Here is a 13701-nt window from a genome sequence, read left to right as displayed (position 1 = left end):
CTGCGCGACCGAACATCTGATGCTTGAGCATCTTGATGAGGTTGACGTGGCCTTCGGCGACGCCCGAGTTCCAGAGCAGGGTGAGACCGGCGACGACGGCGTCGCGGTCTCGTGCGATCCCTGCGGCGAGGGTGAGGGGTGGGCCGGTGTGACCGAAGGCATCGACGTCCCGCTGTCCCTTCTGCGTCAGCAACGGGACCAGACGTGTCAATTCGCCAGGGGCGCACCGGTCGACCTCGGTATACCTGGCATCGCGCCGCGATCAGCCGTCGGGCCAGAATGACGGGATGTATTGCCTTCAGGCGGTCATCGCCACCGAATCCGTGCTCCGCGAGTTGGCCGGCTCCATCGCAGAGGCGTGCATCGTTCCTCTCGGCCAACACCTCTGGCTCTTGCCGATGACCGACGTGCTGTTCGATGTGGTCACGGTCGCCGGAGCACCCGAACTTGACGGGTTCTGGAAGGCGCCCGCGGGCTTTGATCACCTGCTGACCGCATGCTCGAAGACAGGACCGGTTACCTACATCGAGGCCGACTACATGGGTGGGGCAGGGGCCCAGACCGCGCAGGTCTGGGATGCTGGAAAGGTAGTCCTCGGCCCGCTGCACCTGGCCGCGAGGGAGCCGTCGCCGATGACCGGCACTCCGATCTCTCAGGCGCTGCGGCGACTCGGCGCCACCAAGAGTCATCACGTCGACGAGTTCGATGCAGTCGGACTCGGCCGCCACCGTGACACAGAGGACTGGCTACCGCCGACGAACCCGTCAAGGCCCGACGGGCAAACCACTTGACTTGGTACAGGGAAGGTTCCGGCGGGTCAACGGCCTTGATTGGGGCAGCGAGTTGCGCGAGGACGCCTGGGACTTCACCCCATGGATGGAACTCGCTGACGGGTCGATGCGGGTGCACTGGCGCCACCGCAGTCAGGACCCCCACTTTGAGTCCCTCAACGCAGGCCTCGAAGCGCACCTTACCGTGTTGGCGAGTTGATTCCGGTCCTTCGTACGATCGGTGGACCCGGGGGCCGTGGGTGTGCCTGGGTGTGGCTCAAAGCGCTCATGCCGTACATGTGGCCTTGACTGATAGGCCGCCCACTGCCCCGCGACGACACGGCCACTCATTGGGATGAGCGAACAGCTTCGTAGTCACCCGGCATAGCGCACATGTGGCTGTGCGTTTCACCCTGCTCCTCCCCAATCGACCGCCGCACTTGGTTGCTTCCAGGCCGCTGGCGATCGGGATCAGTGGGCCCAGGGCAGTCGGAGGGCCTCGATTTCCGTGTCGTTCAGGAGGGCCTCGACGAGCGGGACGGGGCCCGCCACCTTGGTGGCCCAGAGGTCGTAGTCCGTGCAGAGGACCCAGGAGCGGTCCTGCGGCCAGAGGTTGGAGGGGGTCCAACCGTCCTCCTCCGGGTGGTCGTACAACGCCTTGGCGTCCGCGAGCGTGCCCGCTCGAACATGCAAGTTGACGAAGTCCTCAGCCCCCTGCAAAAGCGGGTTGTAGTAGGCCAGGCAGCGGGTCTGCGCACCCTGCGGGCTGTGTGCGGTGAGGATGTCGATTACTCGGTTCCAGTCGGCCCGGTCCAGGCTGCCCTCGGACGGCCCGGCGATACCCACTGGCCAGCCGTTCGGCTCCCGGAGCGAGGGGAATGAGCGGTAGCAGGGCAGCCGACCCTCGAGCGCCACGTGATCGCTGGTCCGTCGAGAGAGTTCCGCCCAGCGCAGTCGGCGCCACCGTGGGCCGAGGGGCTCGCCCGGCGTCCCCCCGAACACGTCCGCGGGATCGAGGCCCGGGATGACCTCGGGCCCGCCGCCATTCAGCACGGCTCGTTGATACGCGACATAGGACATGTCGGTGGGACCGAGTTCGTGTTCGTACATGGAGTGGAGCACCCAGGCGGCGTCGGGCATTGCCGGCGGCATAAAGCCTGTGAGCCCGTCATCGTCGGCCAGGTCCCGCAGCCAATCAGTCTCCGCAGCCACGGTCAGCGGCCACCGAGCGGTCGCCAGAGCAGCGGTTGTGTCGTTCATCCGTTCAGGATCTCACCCGCTGCAGCGACGAGCGCCCTGGGATCGTCCCCCCCCGGGGCTCCACCACGTTCCCGGTGTCCTTGACATACATGATTGGGGATCAGTTGTCGGCGTTCAAGACAATGTCGCCACCCGTGTACGGAGGGGAAGGGACAGTTGTTGATGCGTTGAGGCCCTCAAACGACCGCCAGAGCCTGTCTTTTCGACCGATGGTTGCCTCGTGGTGGGGCTGGTTAGTCTGCTGCGATGACGAATAGCAAGCTGGTTGAACGTCTCCACCCCGGCTCAGCCCGCAACACCCCACCCATACTGGGAAAATGTCGAGGACCGAGCTTCTCTAACACCCTGTAGGGGCGGGCGCCGAGGGCCACCACCCGGACGACCAGCACGATGACCGCCACTCCCACAGGGTCTTGAGAGCGAAGCCCGCGCGGTAGAGGATCAGGGCCGGCAGAAGAACAGAAGCAGGGGAACCATGAAGCCCCGTGTGACGCGTACCGACCGGAAAGTTGGAGCCAGCCTTGGATGCCTCATCGACTCCGGCCAGCCCTCGTGGGACTGGTTGCATGGTTGGCCTGTTCTGGGTGACAGAGGAGGCCGTGTATCTGGGTATGCCGCCGGTGCCACAGGGGAGGGGTGTGCGCATGTCCGGGACGACGCTCCGGATAACTGGGCCCGAGGAACGCGTATGGGCCTGGTCGGAGCTGATGGATCTACGTGTAGAGCACGTGCCGGTTCGATCGGTCTTGGTGCGATGGGCGACGCGTGGGGCGCTTTTCGCCGCAGCTGCCCTGGACGCCTGGCTGCCGGGCAGCCCCGCGGAGATGACCGTAGTGATCAGTACCGGGAACGACCAGATCGAGACAGGGGTGCTCTCTGCGGCCGCCACCGCGTATACGCAGCGTGAAGTGGATCTCTCTCATGCCCTGCTGTCCCACTTCGTCCGGGGCACTGCCTCACCCACCATCCTGACCGACTGGTGGAACAAGACGCAGCCGGCCCAGATTCTGCGGTCACGCCAGCGCGAAGCCCTGCTCGAGGACTGGACAGCCCCGCTGCTCGCATAGCGCCTCCACCACACCGCACCACCGTGGCCGCCCCTCGGGCGGCTGCCGCGAAGTGAGATGTCCAGGGGGGAGGCTTACCGCCAACTCGCCGCGAAAAGAGGGGCCTTGGGAGCGGTCACCTGCGACCAGGTACGTGCGGTCATCCGACGGCGCGTCGCGGCCAGTCAGTGGTGGGCGGTGGGGCGGCCTGGACGTGACGGTCGTGCTCGACTCCGGCTACGGCCCCCCGGCATCGCCCACCTCCTGGCTGACCTGCCCATCGAAGTGCTGGGGCGGCTTCGATGGGACCGGGTGATACGCAAGCCGGTTCCGGTGCCGTGGATCTGCCCGCCGCAAGAGGGGCGCCCGGCCAAGCACGGCGGCGAGTTCGTGTTCGGGCGGCACGGGACCAGGGGCGAGATGACGGTGGTGACCGAGCCTGATACCGAGCGGTCCGGGACAGCGACCGACCGCCATGGGTGGGACCGGCTGCATTCCCGGTTGTCCCGGCGGGCGGCTTGGCCCAACCACGGAGACCCCTTGCCGATCATCGAAGGCGGACGAAGTCCCGGCGAACTGGATGAACGGCAAGAACAGCAGGAACGGCAAGAACAGCAGGAAGACTGCTGCTCTTCCTGCAACGAGCTGAGCAACTGGGGGCATGCGCCGCGGCGCATCGGGGCGGCGCGGCAGGGCTGAGGAAACACCGTGTCTGTGCGGGAGTTGGCGAGACCGACTGGTTGTGTCTCTCAGACCCCGGCCGTGCAGAAGACGCACGCCTCCCAGAACGGCAGCGCGTCCAGTACCCGGTGGCGTACACATGAGGCCATCGCCGCCTCCTGCGGCGCGGGCAGGACTCCTGTGCCGCCGCTCGCGGTCGCGACGTCGAACTCCTCCACCATGGCCCGGTATGTGCGCAGGTACCCCTCGGCCCGCGGCGGCTCGTATGTCAGTTCCTCCCACCGGTGGCGGGAGAGCGCCAGATCGAGGACGCGCAGCAGGAAGTCCTTGGCGGCGGCCCGTTCCTGTGGTGTGTCCCCCCAGTCGAGCTCCGCCAGGTCGAACCCGACCACCCCACGCCCCATCACGTTCTGATCCTGGAGCGTCAGCAGCGCGGCTAAGCGGAAATCCCACGGCTCGTGGGCCAGCGCGGACACGGCGAGCATCAGGACGTCCACGAACACCGCTGTGCCGCCGTTGGTCATCTCCAGGTACCGGCCGCCACCGCTGCCAAACACGTTCATGTCATGAGAGTAAAGAGCGGGGGAGGCCATGCCGAGCCCCACAGAGCTTCCGTACTGCCCGCAGTAGTCGGCCGGACTGCTCAGCCCGCAGCTCCGCCAACGTTGCCACCCGCCCACGTTCCGCGCTCAAAGCTCCAGCCACACACCGAAGATGCCCGGATGAGAGCTTTGTGCAACCTGCTTGAGGCGGCCTGCAGGTCCGAGACAGCGTCTGGCCCTTGCATGCTCCGTACAAGCCGTTACGTCTGCCCCCTTTCGAGCAGCTCGTTGAGGACCGGCATTGTGTCGGGTCGTGCCTCAAGCAGGATGAGGCCGAGCACGGTAATCGGGTCGAGCGCGGGATCGCTGCGGGTGACGTATGTGTGGACGGTGCGGTCGGGCCGGGACGTCTCCCTGACCTCAAGGACGGTTCGTTGTCCGGATGTTACGGAGAAGTGCAGCTTCCTGCGGAATCGAGCACGGCGGATGCGGAATTCCGCTTCCCACAGCAGCACGGTGTTCCCATGGCGCTCGCCCACTGGCCGGCCGTGTGCCGACAGCAGGGGCTGCCCCTCATTGAAGTCGACGAGCAGACGCGGTTCGTCGCCGACTCGGTCGGTGCTGCCCAGCACATGCTGACGACCTGCGCCGGTCTGTGACGCGAACGCTCCGACGGGTTCGCCGTCCAGTTGGAAGAACGAACTGACCGTCCACATCATCGACTGGCCGGGTCGAAGCCCGCTGCTCGTCGTCACCGGCGCCTCACCCGGTTCCTGAATAGCGCATCGTCGTTTCGCACATGATCGCTGAGCCCCCATCGGCTGCCGGGACACGACATTCGCCAGTGGAGACGCGAACCTTCCCGACGCGGTTCTTGATGGTGCTGCTGTGCTGGCCGTCGTGGCCGCCGCGTGCGCGCACCACGTTGGGGGTCCTGCTGCCCGGGCCGTACGTCGGCGCGAGGTGGCACGACGGTGGCTATGCGGCATGGGAGCGGAGGTGCAACGGAGCTTCGCGGCGCTATTGCATGGGGCTCTCTCTTGCAGGCCGGGAGTTCAGTCTGGCCATACGGGAGAGTTCCCGGCGGCGTTCGAACCGCCAGGAGCGCCCTCATCGGCCCGGGTCACGCCCACCACACCAGCCACTCCATCGGGCCCTTCACGGCGTACCGGACCGCCCACCGGGCTAGGCCCTGTCCGATAGGTGGCTTCGACACCCTGACTTCCGCCACCAGTAGGTGCCGCCAGACACGATCTGCCGGCTCACCGACACTGTCGCCGGGCGAGTCCTGCGGCTTGAGAGGATGGCCAGATGCAAGATATCTACGGCCTTCCCGACATGGCCGAGGTGCCTTCGGCACTGCGGAGCATCCTTGCGGCGGATAAGGCCGAGAGGGCTGCGCGGGTCCTGACGCCCGAGGAGGCTGCGTCATTCGCCAACTGGGCACGCGTTCCCGCCGAGACCGAAACCCGCTGGCTGGCCGCACTGTCCGGTGACGACGGCCTTCTTGGCTTCGAGCCACCGGCTCGCCCTGACAGTGCCTGGATCCTGCACGCCATGTACGAGGACCCGCGACGCCCGGCCATTCCGGCCGGCACCGACGCTGTGATCGGCACGGAAGGCGCCAACGACTGCGACGATGAAACGGACTGGGCCACGCATCCCGGGCCTGACTGGCAGCGCGTGCGCTGGTCCGAGCTGGCCGAACGCATCGGCGACGCGATCGTCGAAGAAGGCTCCTATCCCGACCGATACCAACTGCGCTCACGGCGCTCCAAAGACCACAGCTGGCCGGACAACATCCTGTGGTCGAACGAAGGCAGCCTCGACCGGGAAACCTGGCACCAGCTGATCGACCTACTCATTGAGCACAGCCCGGACGGCCCTGACACTCGCTGCCTGGTCCACTTCTGCCGAAACATGTTCTACTACCACGTCCCCACGGTGCTCACCGGCCGCTTGGGCGACGCCCACAGCCTCTACCACCATCCCGACCTGATGGCATACAGCCCCTCCAATATCTGGCCCGCTGACCGGACTTGGGTCACCTTCACTCACTTCGACCTCCACGGCACCAAGGTCGCAGGCCCCACCCCGTTGGTCGAAGCCCTCCTCAACAACCCCGGCCTCGAAGCCCTCCGCCTCCCCTGGAAACCCTGACCTCCCCGAGCCCGCCCCCTCCATGGTTCCCGGGAGCTTCCAGACCGCGAAGAACTGCCCCGCGGATCATCGCCGGAGCCACAGCCTGATCGCGGCAACGGTGACCGTCCCGTGAAAGACAAAGGCCCTCTTGTCGAAGCGCATCGCCACGGCCCGGTTGATCTTCAACTTGTTGATCAGGCGTTCGACTTCGTTCCTGCGGGCGTACCGCACCGCGTCGAAGCCCGTCGGCCGACCGCCCGCACGTCCACGCCCCACCGGTTGGCACGCTGGTTATCCGGTTCGGGAATGGTGTGACTGATCTGGCGTCGGCGCAGATAGCGGCGATTGCGGCGTGAGGAATACGCTTTGTCGCCGCTCAGGTGCTCGGGCCGGGTGCGCGGACGACCACCAGCCGGGCGGGGAACGTGCACCCGTTCCAGGACCGGAATCAGCTGTGGGGCATCGCCCCACTGTCCGGGTGTGATCAGTAGAGATGGGGGCCGCAGGCCGCCTTCACCGGTTAGATGGATCTTTGTGCTCAGGCCACCGCGCGAACGCCCCAGTGCTTCATCGGAACGGTGCTGAGCGGGACGGGTGCGCTTGCCGGGCCAGCGTGGCGCCTGCCTGCGGGCACCGGCGGCGTGCTGGTGAGCCCGGCACACGGTGGAGTCCACACCTACCATGGACCAGTCGAGATGGCCTTCCGCGTCGGCTTCGGCCTGGACGGCCCGGAGGATCCTCTCCCATGTGCCATCCGCTGACCAGCGTCGATGCCTGTCATGTGCCGTCTTCCACTTCCCGAATCTCGTCGGGAGGTCTCGCCACGGGATACCCGTCCGCTAGCGGAACAAGATCCCGTTGATCACCTGGCGGTGATCCTTCCACCGCCCGCCCCGTCCAACGTTCTTCGGTAAGTGCGGCCTCAGTCGGGCCCATTCCTCATTCGATAAGTCACCCCGCCCCACTCCGACAGGAACGACCAGTATCCAGGACGGTCACGCGACCCGTCGGACACGCCCTAGGTGTATTGACCCGCCCCCCCGCGAACGCGGCCACTGTCCGTCACGGGAGGGTGGAGTGCCCCCGCGCCCGCCCCTGGTCGCCGTTGCCCGCTTGGGAAATCGGCTGCCCTGACAGGGGGAACAGGGCCTAGGCTCGGCGCGTGGATCCCGTCGCGCTCGCCTGTGCCGTCGTCCCCGTCACAATCCTGCTGTACGGGGTGCCCGTTGTGCGCGACCGCCTGCGCGCGTGGTTCCCTGCCGCGCCCGTCGACCCCTATCGCGCGGCCGCCGGTCGCTGGTTGACCGAGGACGACGTCCAGGCGGCCGCCGCCCGGCTCTTGCTGGACGGCCTGGTCACCATCAACCATCGGGGCAATCTGGCACTGACGGGGACCGGCGTGGACGTGGCGCGGACTGCCGGGCACCCCATTCCGGAAGCCCTGCTCGCGGCGCTGCGCCGGCGTTCGGCCGCCACGACGCTCGGCAATATCGCTTTCCGCGACCCAGTCTTTCGCGCTGCCCATGCCGAGTTCCACGGGGGTCCTGGCGCGTCCCGCGCCCGCCGGGCGGCGGCCGCCCGGGATTGCCTGACCGTCACCGGGGTGCTGCTTCTTACCGGGGAGTTCGCATTCGTGAACCTGGCGCTGTTCGACCGCCTGCCCCACGGGCCCGCGCAGTGGGCCGCGACCGCGGCCACCGGCATCGCCTCTCTGGCCCAGTTCGCCTTCCTGGCGCGCTACGGCCGTAGGTCCGGCGCGGACGGCCGCCGCATTGCGGCTTCCGGACCCTACGTCCCGCCCGCCCCGCACCCGGCTCTCGTGGAACTGTCCGAGAAAGCCCCGGAGGCCGCGGCCTGGCTGCGTGCAGGACGGTTGCGCACGACCCGTCGCCGTAACCGAGGACGCCGACGACGGCGTGGACGTGGAACGGCCCCGGCACCGATGTAACTAAGGGGCGTTCCTGCGCCGACCCGAAGATGGTCCACACGCCACCGAAACTGGGAAGCTCTGGCCGCGATCATCTTCGTGGCGGCCCGTCGGGGTGCACTTGGCGATCAGCCCCACACTCACTGCCTGGCGGGCCGAGCGCAGAAGCCACGGCCTCGACATCGGACGCCCCGCCCGAGCACCACCTACGCCGCATCATGGACGCCATCATCTACGTCGACCGCACCGGAGTTCCCTGGCGGTATCCGCCGCAGACTTCGCACCGTAGGAGATGGTCTTGGCTACTGTGCCGCCTGGCAGAAGGAGGGCATCTTTGACCAACTCAATGGCCTGCTGCGGCGCCTGGCGCGGGAGGCTGAAAACTGGGACGCCGAGCCGAGCGCCTGTGTGCTGGACGCGCAGAGCAGCAAGACCTCCGACCACGTTCCCGCGGTCGGCCAAGGTATCGAGGCGGGTAAAGCCGCAGCCGTAAACGTCATATCGGCGTCGACAACCTCGGCCTGCCGCTGGCCGTCCGGGTGACCGCTGCCGGCGTCTCCGACAACAGCGGCGGCATCCGTCTGCTCTCCCGCATCACCGTCGCGACACCTGGAGTGACCCAGGCGTGGGCCCACACCGGATACCGCACCAAGGTCATCGACCACGGCGCCCGCCTCGGAATCGACGTCGACGTCGTCCAATGAGACCCCCGCATCACAGGGTGCAAGGTGCTCCCCCGACGTTGGGTCGTCGAGCGCACCTTCGGTTGGCCGATGCAGCACCGCCGTCTCGCCCGCGACGCCTGTTCCACCGGGCCCGGTCCACCTGCCGGCGGCCGCAGAAGCCGACCTGCCGACCCGAAAGGCTGTCCGCCCACAGGCCATGATCAAGATCTACAGCTGGTACTAGGTTCACCATGAGGTCGGGTGCAGGTTTCATGGCGCCGTCCTCCTGCGGTGCCCTAGCGTCGTGCCATGACGATTCCAGCTGGACTGAGACGCACGGTCCTCAGGGCGTGGCGGGACACCGGCTTCCTTGCCGCCGGTGTGCTGCCGCACCTGGCGCTGGTGCCCGTGTGGTCCTGGGCGGCGGCGACTACCGCCAGGACGGGGAACTGGCTGCTCACGGTTTCCATCTCGGCCGCCCTGGTCCTCCTCGTCACCCCGGTGCTGACGGTCGTTCAGCGGGTTCGCTACCGGGTGCTCATCGGTGTGGACGTCCCCCGGCTCACTCCCACCGCGCCGGAACGATGGACGTGGGCCTCGACCGCCCGGTGGCTCGCGGCGAAACGGCCTTGGCGCAAGGTCGGTTACCACCTCCTGCTGGGCCCGCTGCTCGCGCTGCTGGAGGTGCTGGTGCTCGCGGCGGCAGCGGCGTGTCTGGCGGGTGTCATCGCCTACGCCTGGTCATGGGCGTTGCCAACCGGAATCCGCCAGGACTGGTTCGGCTACCTGACCCAGCTGCCGGTTTACACAGCGGCCGGCCTCCTCCTCCTGTGCGTCCTGCCCTGGACCGCGCGGGCAGTAGCCCGGGCCGAGACGCGGCTGGCATTGGGCCTGCTCGGGCCCAGCCGGGCGCAGCGGCTCCAGGAGCAGGTCGATCAGCTGGCCGTGAGCCGGACCGACTTGATCGAGGCAGTCGACGCGGAACGCCGCCGGATCGAGCGCGACCTGCACGACGGCACCCAGCAGCGGCTGGTGTCTCTCGCGGTCAACCTGGGTCTGGCCCTTGCCACCCGCCCAGACCTGCCCAGTGATGTCCGCGAGATGGTTGCGACAGCGCACCTGGAGGCGAAGGAGGCGATCGCCGAACTCAATGACCTGGTGCGGGGGTTGCATCCGGCCGTGCTCGAAGACCGAGGTCTGGACGCGGCGTTGTCCGGGCTGGCTGCCCGCACGCCCCTGCCCGTGCGGGTTCGGGTCAATCTGGAGGAGCGGGTGGCGCCCAATGTGGAGTCAGTCGCGTACTTCGTGATCTCCGAGGCGCTGACCAATGCGACGAAGCACGCCCGCGCGATGCGTGCGGAGGTGATAGTCCGTCAGGTCGGCGAGGTGCTGCGCGTGCGCGTTACCGACGACGGGCTGGGCGGTGCCGATGCCGCCGCCGGCACGGGGCTGACCGGGCTGGCCAAGCGGGTCGGCTCCCTTGACGGGGCCTTCCACGTCAGCAGCCCCGTGGGCGGGCCGACCATCATCACCGCGGAGCTGCCGTGCGCGCGGTGATCGCCGAGGATTCGGTGTGGCTTCGGGCCGGCGTGATCAGGGTGCTGGAGATCGGCGGGTTCCAGGTCGCCGCGGAAGATGGCGACGGGGCGTGTTGGCGGCAGTGGCGGAGCACCAACCCGAACTTGCACTGATCCACGTCCGGATGCCGCCCTGCTTCACCGACAAGGGGGTGCGGGCGGTGATGGAGATGCGTCGGCGCTGGCCGGAGACGCCCGTGGTGGTGCCTTCGTAGTACGTGGGGGAGCGGTACGTCTATGACCTGCTGTCTGCGAACACCAGCGGTGTGTGTCAGCTGCTCAAGCAGCGGGTTGCCGATGTCACCGACTTCGTGGCGCCTGTCCGGCAACCTGGCGGCTGGTGCGGCCCAAGCCATCTTCTGAGTCATCGTGATCACGTAGTTCCATAGCGCGTGGCGCCGGCTTGTCGTCGCCGTGGGGATTGGGGCATTGCTGTCCCAAGGCCGCGGGATGGCCTTGGCGGTGCGGGACTTGAAAGCCCTCCCGCCGCTGTCGGAGCGAGGGAGTGAGCCGAGCCACACCCGATTGGTCTTCTCAGTCAGTTGGCGCCGCGGCCGCTGCGCCAGGCAACCTCACTCCGCGCCGGGCCCCCAACTACCCACACCCGTGATGAAGAGTCGGGGACTGCAGTGCGAGGATCACGATGGAGAGTGGGGGCTATGACGATCCGGTAGCAGGAGCAGGCTCCCCCTCACCACGTTGACCCCATCCCCCATGTGATCCGGCCGTGCCGTATCACCGAGGAGAGATCTCTTGCCGATCCGTAAGACCGTCCTGGCCACTGGCCTTGTGCTCCTGACTCTCGGTGCGCCTGCTTGCTCCAGCGAGGAGAGCCCCCAGTACCGCGATGCGGCCCTGGAGAACTCGGTGCGTAGTTACGGGCAGGCACTTGCCGCCCCGGACGCTCCGGCGGCCTGGCGGCTCATGTCGAAGCGGTGTCAGTCGATGTCGTCACTGAAGATGATCACCGCGGTAGCGCACGCGACTCACAACCAGTTGGGCGCGATCCCCGTGAAGACCTTCCACATAGACGAGTTGTCGGGTAACCACGCGATAGTGACCTACGGCTACAACCAGGAGGTCGGGTACAAGCGGAGGAATTGGGTGCGTGAGGGCGGCGTGTGGAAGGACGACTGCTCGAACTCCTGACTGTGCGGCAGCCCAGGGCCACCGCCAGAGCTTCGGAACCTTCGGTGAGCGTCTTCGCAGGTCAGGACTTGTACTACATGGTCCGAGCGCGACTCGGCGGACAGGTTTTCGGCTCTCCGAGAGCTCTGCGGCGTTGTCGGGGGTGTGAGAGGTCGTGTGCTTGCCGAGGGACCGTTGTGGCATGACCGTGTTGCAGTGGCTCGCGTCCGACGCCGCCGCCCCCGGGAGCTCTGGGGCCGGGTCGGCCGCACGGGAGAGGAGCGAGGCCGCGCGGTCTGCCGCGAGAGCCCTGTGCCGGGCGGCGTCGGCGGTGCGTTCAGCGACCTCGGCCTGTGCTGCCAGGACCCGGTGGCCCGTGCCGGCCCCTGCTACCCCGCCGATCTGGTCGCCGCTCCCGTCGGGAGGGGGAGGGGCCGAAGGCGCGGGGCGGGCGGGAAGGCCTGCGTATCGTGCGGCTGCGTCGAGGAACACGTCGATACCGGTCCCGCCCATGTACAACGCCCCGTCGGGACGCGGCAGTTGTGGAGGGGGACGGTCTGCCGGGCCAGTTCGGTGACGGCGTCCGCAACGCCCGGCCGGTCCCGGTGGTGCAGCAGCTCCAGGCCCACACCGGCCGCGCCCGCGTAGAGCGTGAGCGGCGCGCCGAGATGGTACGCGCCGGGCCGTCCGCACAGGTTCGGCGCCGCGGCCGCACTCGTGGCCACCGTGTGGGTGATCACCTCGTCCAGGAGGGTGGGGGAGGGGCGCGGACGGGGCGTCGACGAGCCACCGGCACCGGCCGGAGAGGGCAGGCCCGCCATAAACCTCCGCGCGGTGACACTCCGTTCGGCCGCATCGAGGCTCATCAGGCCCGCGACCAGCAGGCGCATCGGGCGCAGTGCGGCGCCGGGGCCGCGGGGGCCAGACAGGCCAGGGTCCGGTCGCAGTTGACCGCGCGGTCGGGGTCGACGACGACCGGGTCCATGCCGGTGAGCGCGAAGTGCGGGGTCGCCCCCAGCGCGTAGAGGTCGTCCGCCGGGTCGGGCTCGGCGTCGGGCCGGTACAACGGCAGGGAGTAGCCACGCGTCGCGTCGGCAAGACGGTCGCCGTCCAGGGCGCTGATGCCGAATCGACGACGTGCGCGGCCCCGTCGGAGCCGAGCACCACGTTGTGGGGCTTAAGGTCTGCGACAACGACAACGACAAAGACGGCGCGGGCGTGGATCGCGTCGAGGATTCCTGTCAACTGACGCGCCAGTAGGCCGACTTGTCGGGCCGACCCGCTGCCGCGCGCGGCATACAGGCCGCGCTGTGACACGTCGCGGCGCAGATCCGCCGACCCGTAGTCGGTCATGCCCGGGTACTCGTCCTCGCCGTGCCGCACATGGTCGATCAGGCGGGGGGACGCCCTCGGCGCCGTCGAGCGCCGCCAGCACCCGGTGCTCGTGGCGAAGCCGGCCGAGTGCGTCGATTCCTCGTGCGTCCTCTGCCATGTCCGCCATGTACGCCCTGGCCTGTTTGACGACCATCCGGGCGCCGGTCACCGTGTCGACGCCCCGCAATACGTCCCCGCGAGGAGAGCGCGCGACACCGGCGGTGACGCGGAAGTAGGTCGATGCCGCGGATCAGGCCGACCAGCCGACCAGACGCACTGTCCGAGACGATCCCGCAAAGGTGCAGCCATCACCTGCGACACCGTGCTGCCACTGCATCGGCATACTCGGCATGCAGAGGGCCTACCAGGCGCAGTGCAGTATTGGCAAGTCGCGTCCCGAGAAGGGGCGTTGGCCGCCAGAATGGGTGACGTCCTTCAGGAATGTCACGTCTTGCTCGCACCCAAGGAGTTGTCGGCCATGTCTCATCGCCAGGACTCGGACGGCCAGGTGGGCGGCCCCTACAGCTCACCGGGGGACCCGGGAAACCCGGCTCCCGAACCCGACCCCACGCCTCCACCGGAGGACGAC

13 protein-coding genes and 3 pseudogenes are annotated in these 13701 nt (G+C 68.1%); 10 read left to right on the top strand and 6 right to left on the bottom strand.

The genetic code is table 11. The features are described 5' to 3' along the window. The first annotated feature begins 19 nt into the window (after positions 1-19). Both N4G70_RS35355 and N4G70_RS35350 read left to right on the top strand, forming a co-directional pair. Complete coding sequence (locus N4G70_RS35355) at positions 20-283, top strand: hypothetical protein (protein ID WP_261716883.1); 264 nt, start codon at positions 20-22, stop codon at positions 281-283. A 4-nt stretch (positions 284-287) separates the two neighbouring features. Beyond that, the gene (locus N4G70_RS35350) at positions 288-791 is read left to right on the top strand and encodes a hypothetical protein (RefSeq protein ID WP_261716882.1); all 504 of its coding nucleotides are present in this window, start codon (positions 288-290) and stop codon (positions 789-791) included. Positions 792-1241: 450 nt separating this feature from the next. On the opposite strand, the gene N4G70_RS35345 is transcribed toward N4G70_RS35350, so the two are convergent. Beyond that, positions 1242-1910, bottom strand: a complete 669-nt coding sequence (locus N4G70_RS35345) for a hypothetical protein (protein WP_261716881.1) — start codon at positions 1908-1910, stop codon at positions 1242-1244. 764 nt (positions 1911-2674) lie between these two features. Between N4G70_RS35345 and N4G70_RS35340 the strand changes: the two genes are divergently transcribed. Continuing rightward, positions 2675-3097: a hypothetical protein gene (locus N4G70_RS35340; RefSeq protein ID WP_261716880.1), complete on the top strand. Its 423-nt coding sequence runs from the start codon at positions 2675-2677 to the stop codon at positions 3095-3097. Between the two features lie 519 nt (positions 3098-3616). Next, a complete protein-coding gene (locus N4G70_RS35335; protein ID WP_261716879.1) occupies positions 3617-3775 on the top strand; it encodes a hypothetical protein in 159 nt (52 codons plus the stop codon). A gap of 50 nt (positions 3776-3825) precedes the next feature. Here the strand turns inward: N4G70_RS35335 and N4G70_RS35330 are convergent, their stop codons facing one another. Then, positions 3826-4320, bottom strand: a complete 495-nt coding sequence (locus tag N4G70_RS35330) for a hypothetical protein (RefSeq protein WP_261716878.1) — start codon at positions 4318-4320, stop codon at positions 3826-3828. 239 nt (positions 4321-4559) lie between these two features. Then, positions 4560-5054, bottom strand: coding sequence for a hypothetical protein (locus N4G70_RS35325; protein WP_261716877.1), 495 nt, complete (start codon positions 5052-5054; stop codon positions 4560-4562). Positions 5055-5610: 556 nt separating this feature from the next. On the opposite strand from N4G70_RS35325, the gene N4G70_RS35320 reads away from it, so the two are divergent. Beyond that, complete coding sequence (locus N4G70_RS35320; protein ID WP_261716876.1) at positions 5611-6459, top strand: hypothetical protein; 849 nt, start codon at positions 5611-5613, stop codon at positions 6457-6459. Positions 6460-6525: 66 nt separating this feature from the next. Here N4G70_RS35320 and N4G70_RS35315 read toward each other — a convergent pair. Then, positions 6526-7406 (bottom strand): annotated as a pseudogene (locus tag N4G70_RS35315) (IS5 family transposase). Positions 7407-7603: 197 nt separating this feature from the next. Between N4G70_RS35315 and N4G70_RS35310 the strand changes: the two are divergent. From N4G70_RS35310 to N4G70_RS35290, 5 genes and pseudogenes are all read left to right on the top strand, one after another. Continuing rightward, positions 7604-8389 (top strand): hypothetical protein, encoded by a 786-nt coding sequence (locus N4G70_RS35310; protein ID WP_261716875.1) that lies wholly within the window; start codon positions 7604-7606, stop codon positions 8387-8389. A 94-nt stretch (positions 8390-8483) separates the two neighbouring features. Beyond that, a pseudogene (locus N4G70_RS37285) lies at positions 8484-9168 on the top strand (IS5 family transposase); the annotation flags it as partial. A 174-nt stretch (positions 9169-9342) separates the two neighbouring features. Continuing rightward, positions 9343-10590 (top strand): histidine kinase, encoded by a 1248-nt coding sequence (locus N4G70_RS35300; protein ID WP_261716873.1) that lies wholly within the window; start codon positions 9343-9345, stop codon positions 10588-10590. Continuing rightward, positions 10578-10939 (top strand): annotated as a pseudogene (locus tag N4G70_RS35295) (response regulator); the annotation flags it as partial. The gene N4G70_RS35300 and the pseudogene N4G70_RS35295, both read left to right, overlap by 13 nt. 424 nt (positions 10940-11363) lie before the next feature. After that, on the top strand, positions 11364-11759 hold the full coding sequence (locus N4G70_RS35290; protein WP_261716872.1) for a hypothetical protein: 396 nt from the start codon (positions 11364-11366) through the stop codon (positions 11757-11759). Positions 11760-12127: 368 nt separating this feature from the next. Here N4G70_RS35290 and N4G70_RS35285 read toward each other — a convergent pair whose 3' ends face one another. Together N4G70_RS35285 and N4G70_RS35280 are read right to left on the bottom strand one after the other, a co-directional pair. Continuing rightward, on the bottom strand, positions 12128-12628 hold the full coding sequence (locus tag N4G70_RS35285; protein WP_261716871.1) for a hypothetical protein: 501 nt from the start codon (positions 12626-12628) through the stop codon (positions 12128-12130). Then, positions 12604-12804: a hypothetical protein gene (locus N4G70_RS35280; protein WP_261716870.1), complete on the bottom strand. Its 201-nt coding sequence runs from the start codon at positions 12802-12804 to the stop codon at positions 12604-12606. Before N4G70_RS35280 ends, N4G70_RS35285 begins: the two co-directional genes overlap by 25 nt. Between the last annotated feature and the right edge of the window lie 897 nt (positions 12805-13701).

It is taken from the genome of Streptomyces sp. ASQP_92 (assembly GCF_025399895.1).
In the GTDB taxonomy this organism is placed as follows: Bacteria; Actinomycetota; Actinomycetes; order Streptomycetales; family Streptomycetaceae; genus Streptomyces.
The sequence above is the reverse complement of the archived record's forward strand: the minus strand, read 5'-3'. Positions and strand labels throughout refer to the sequence as shown.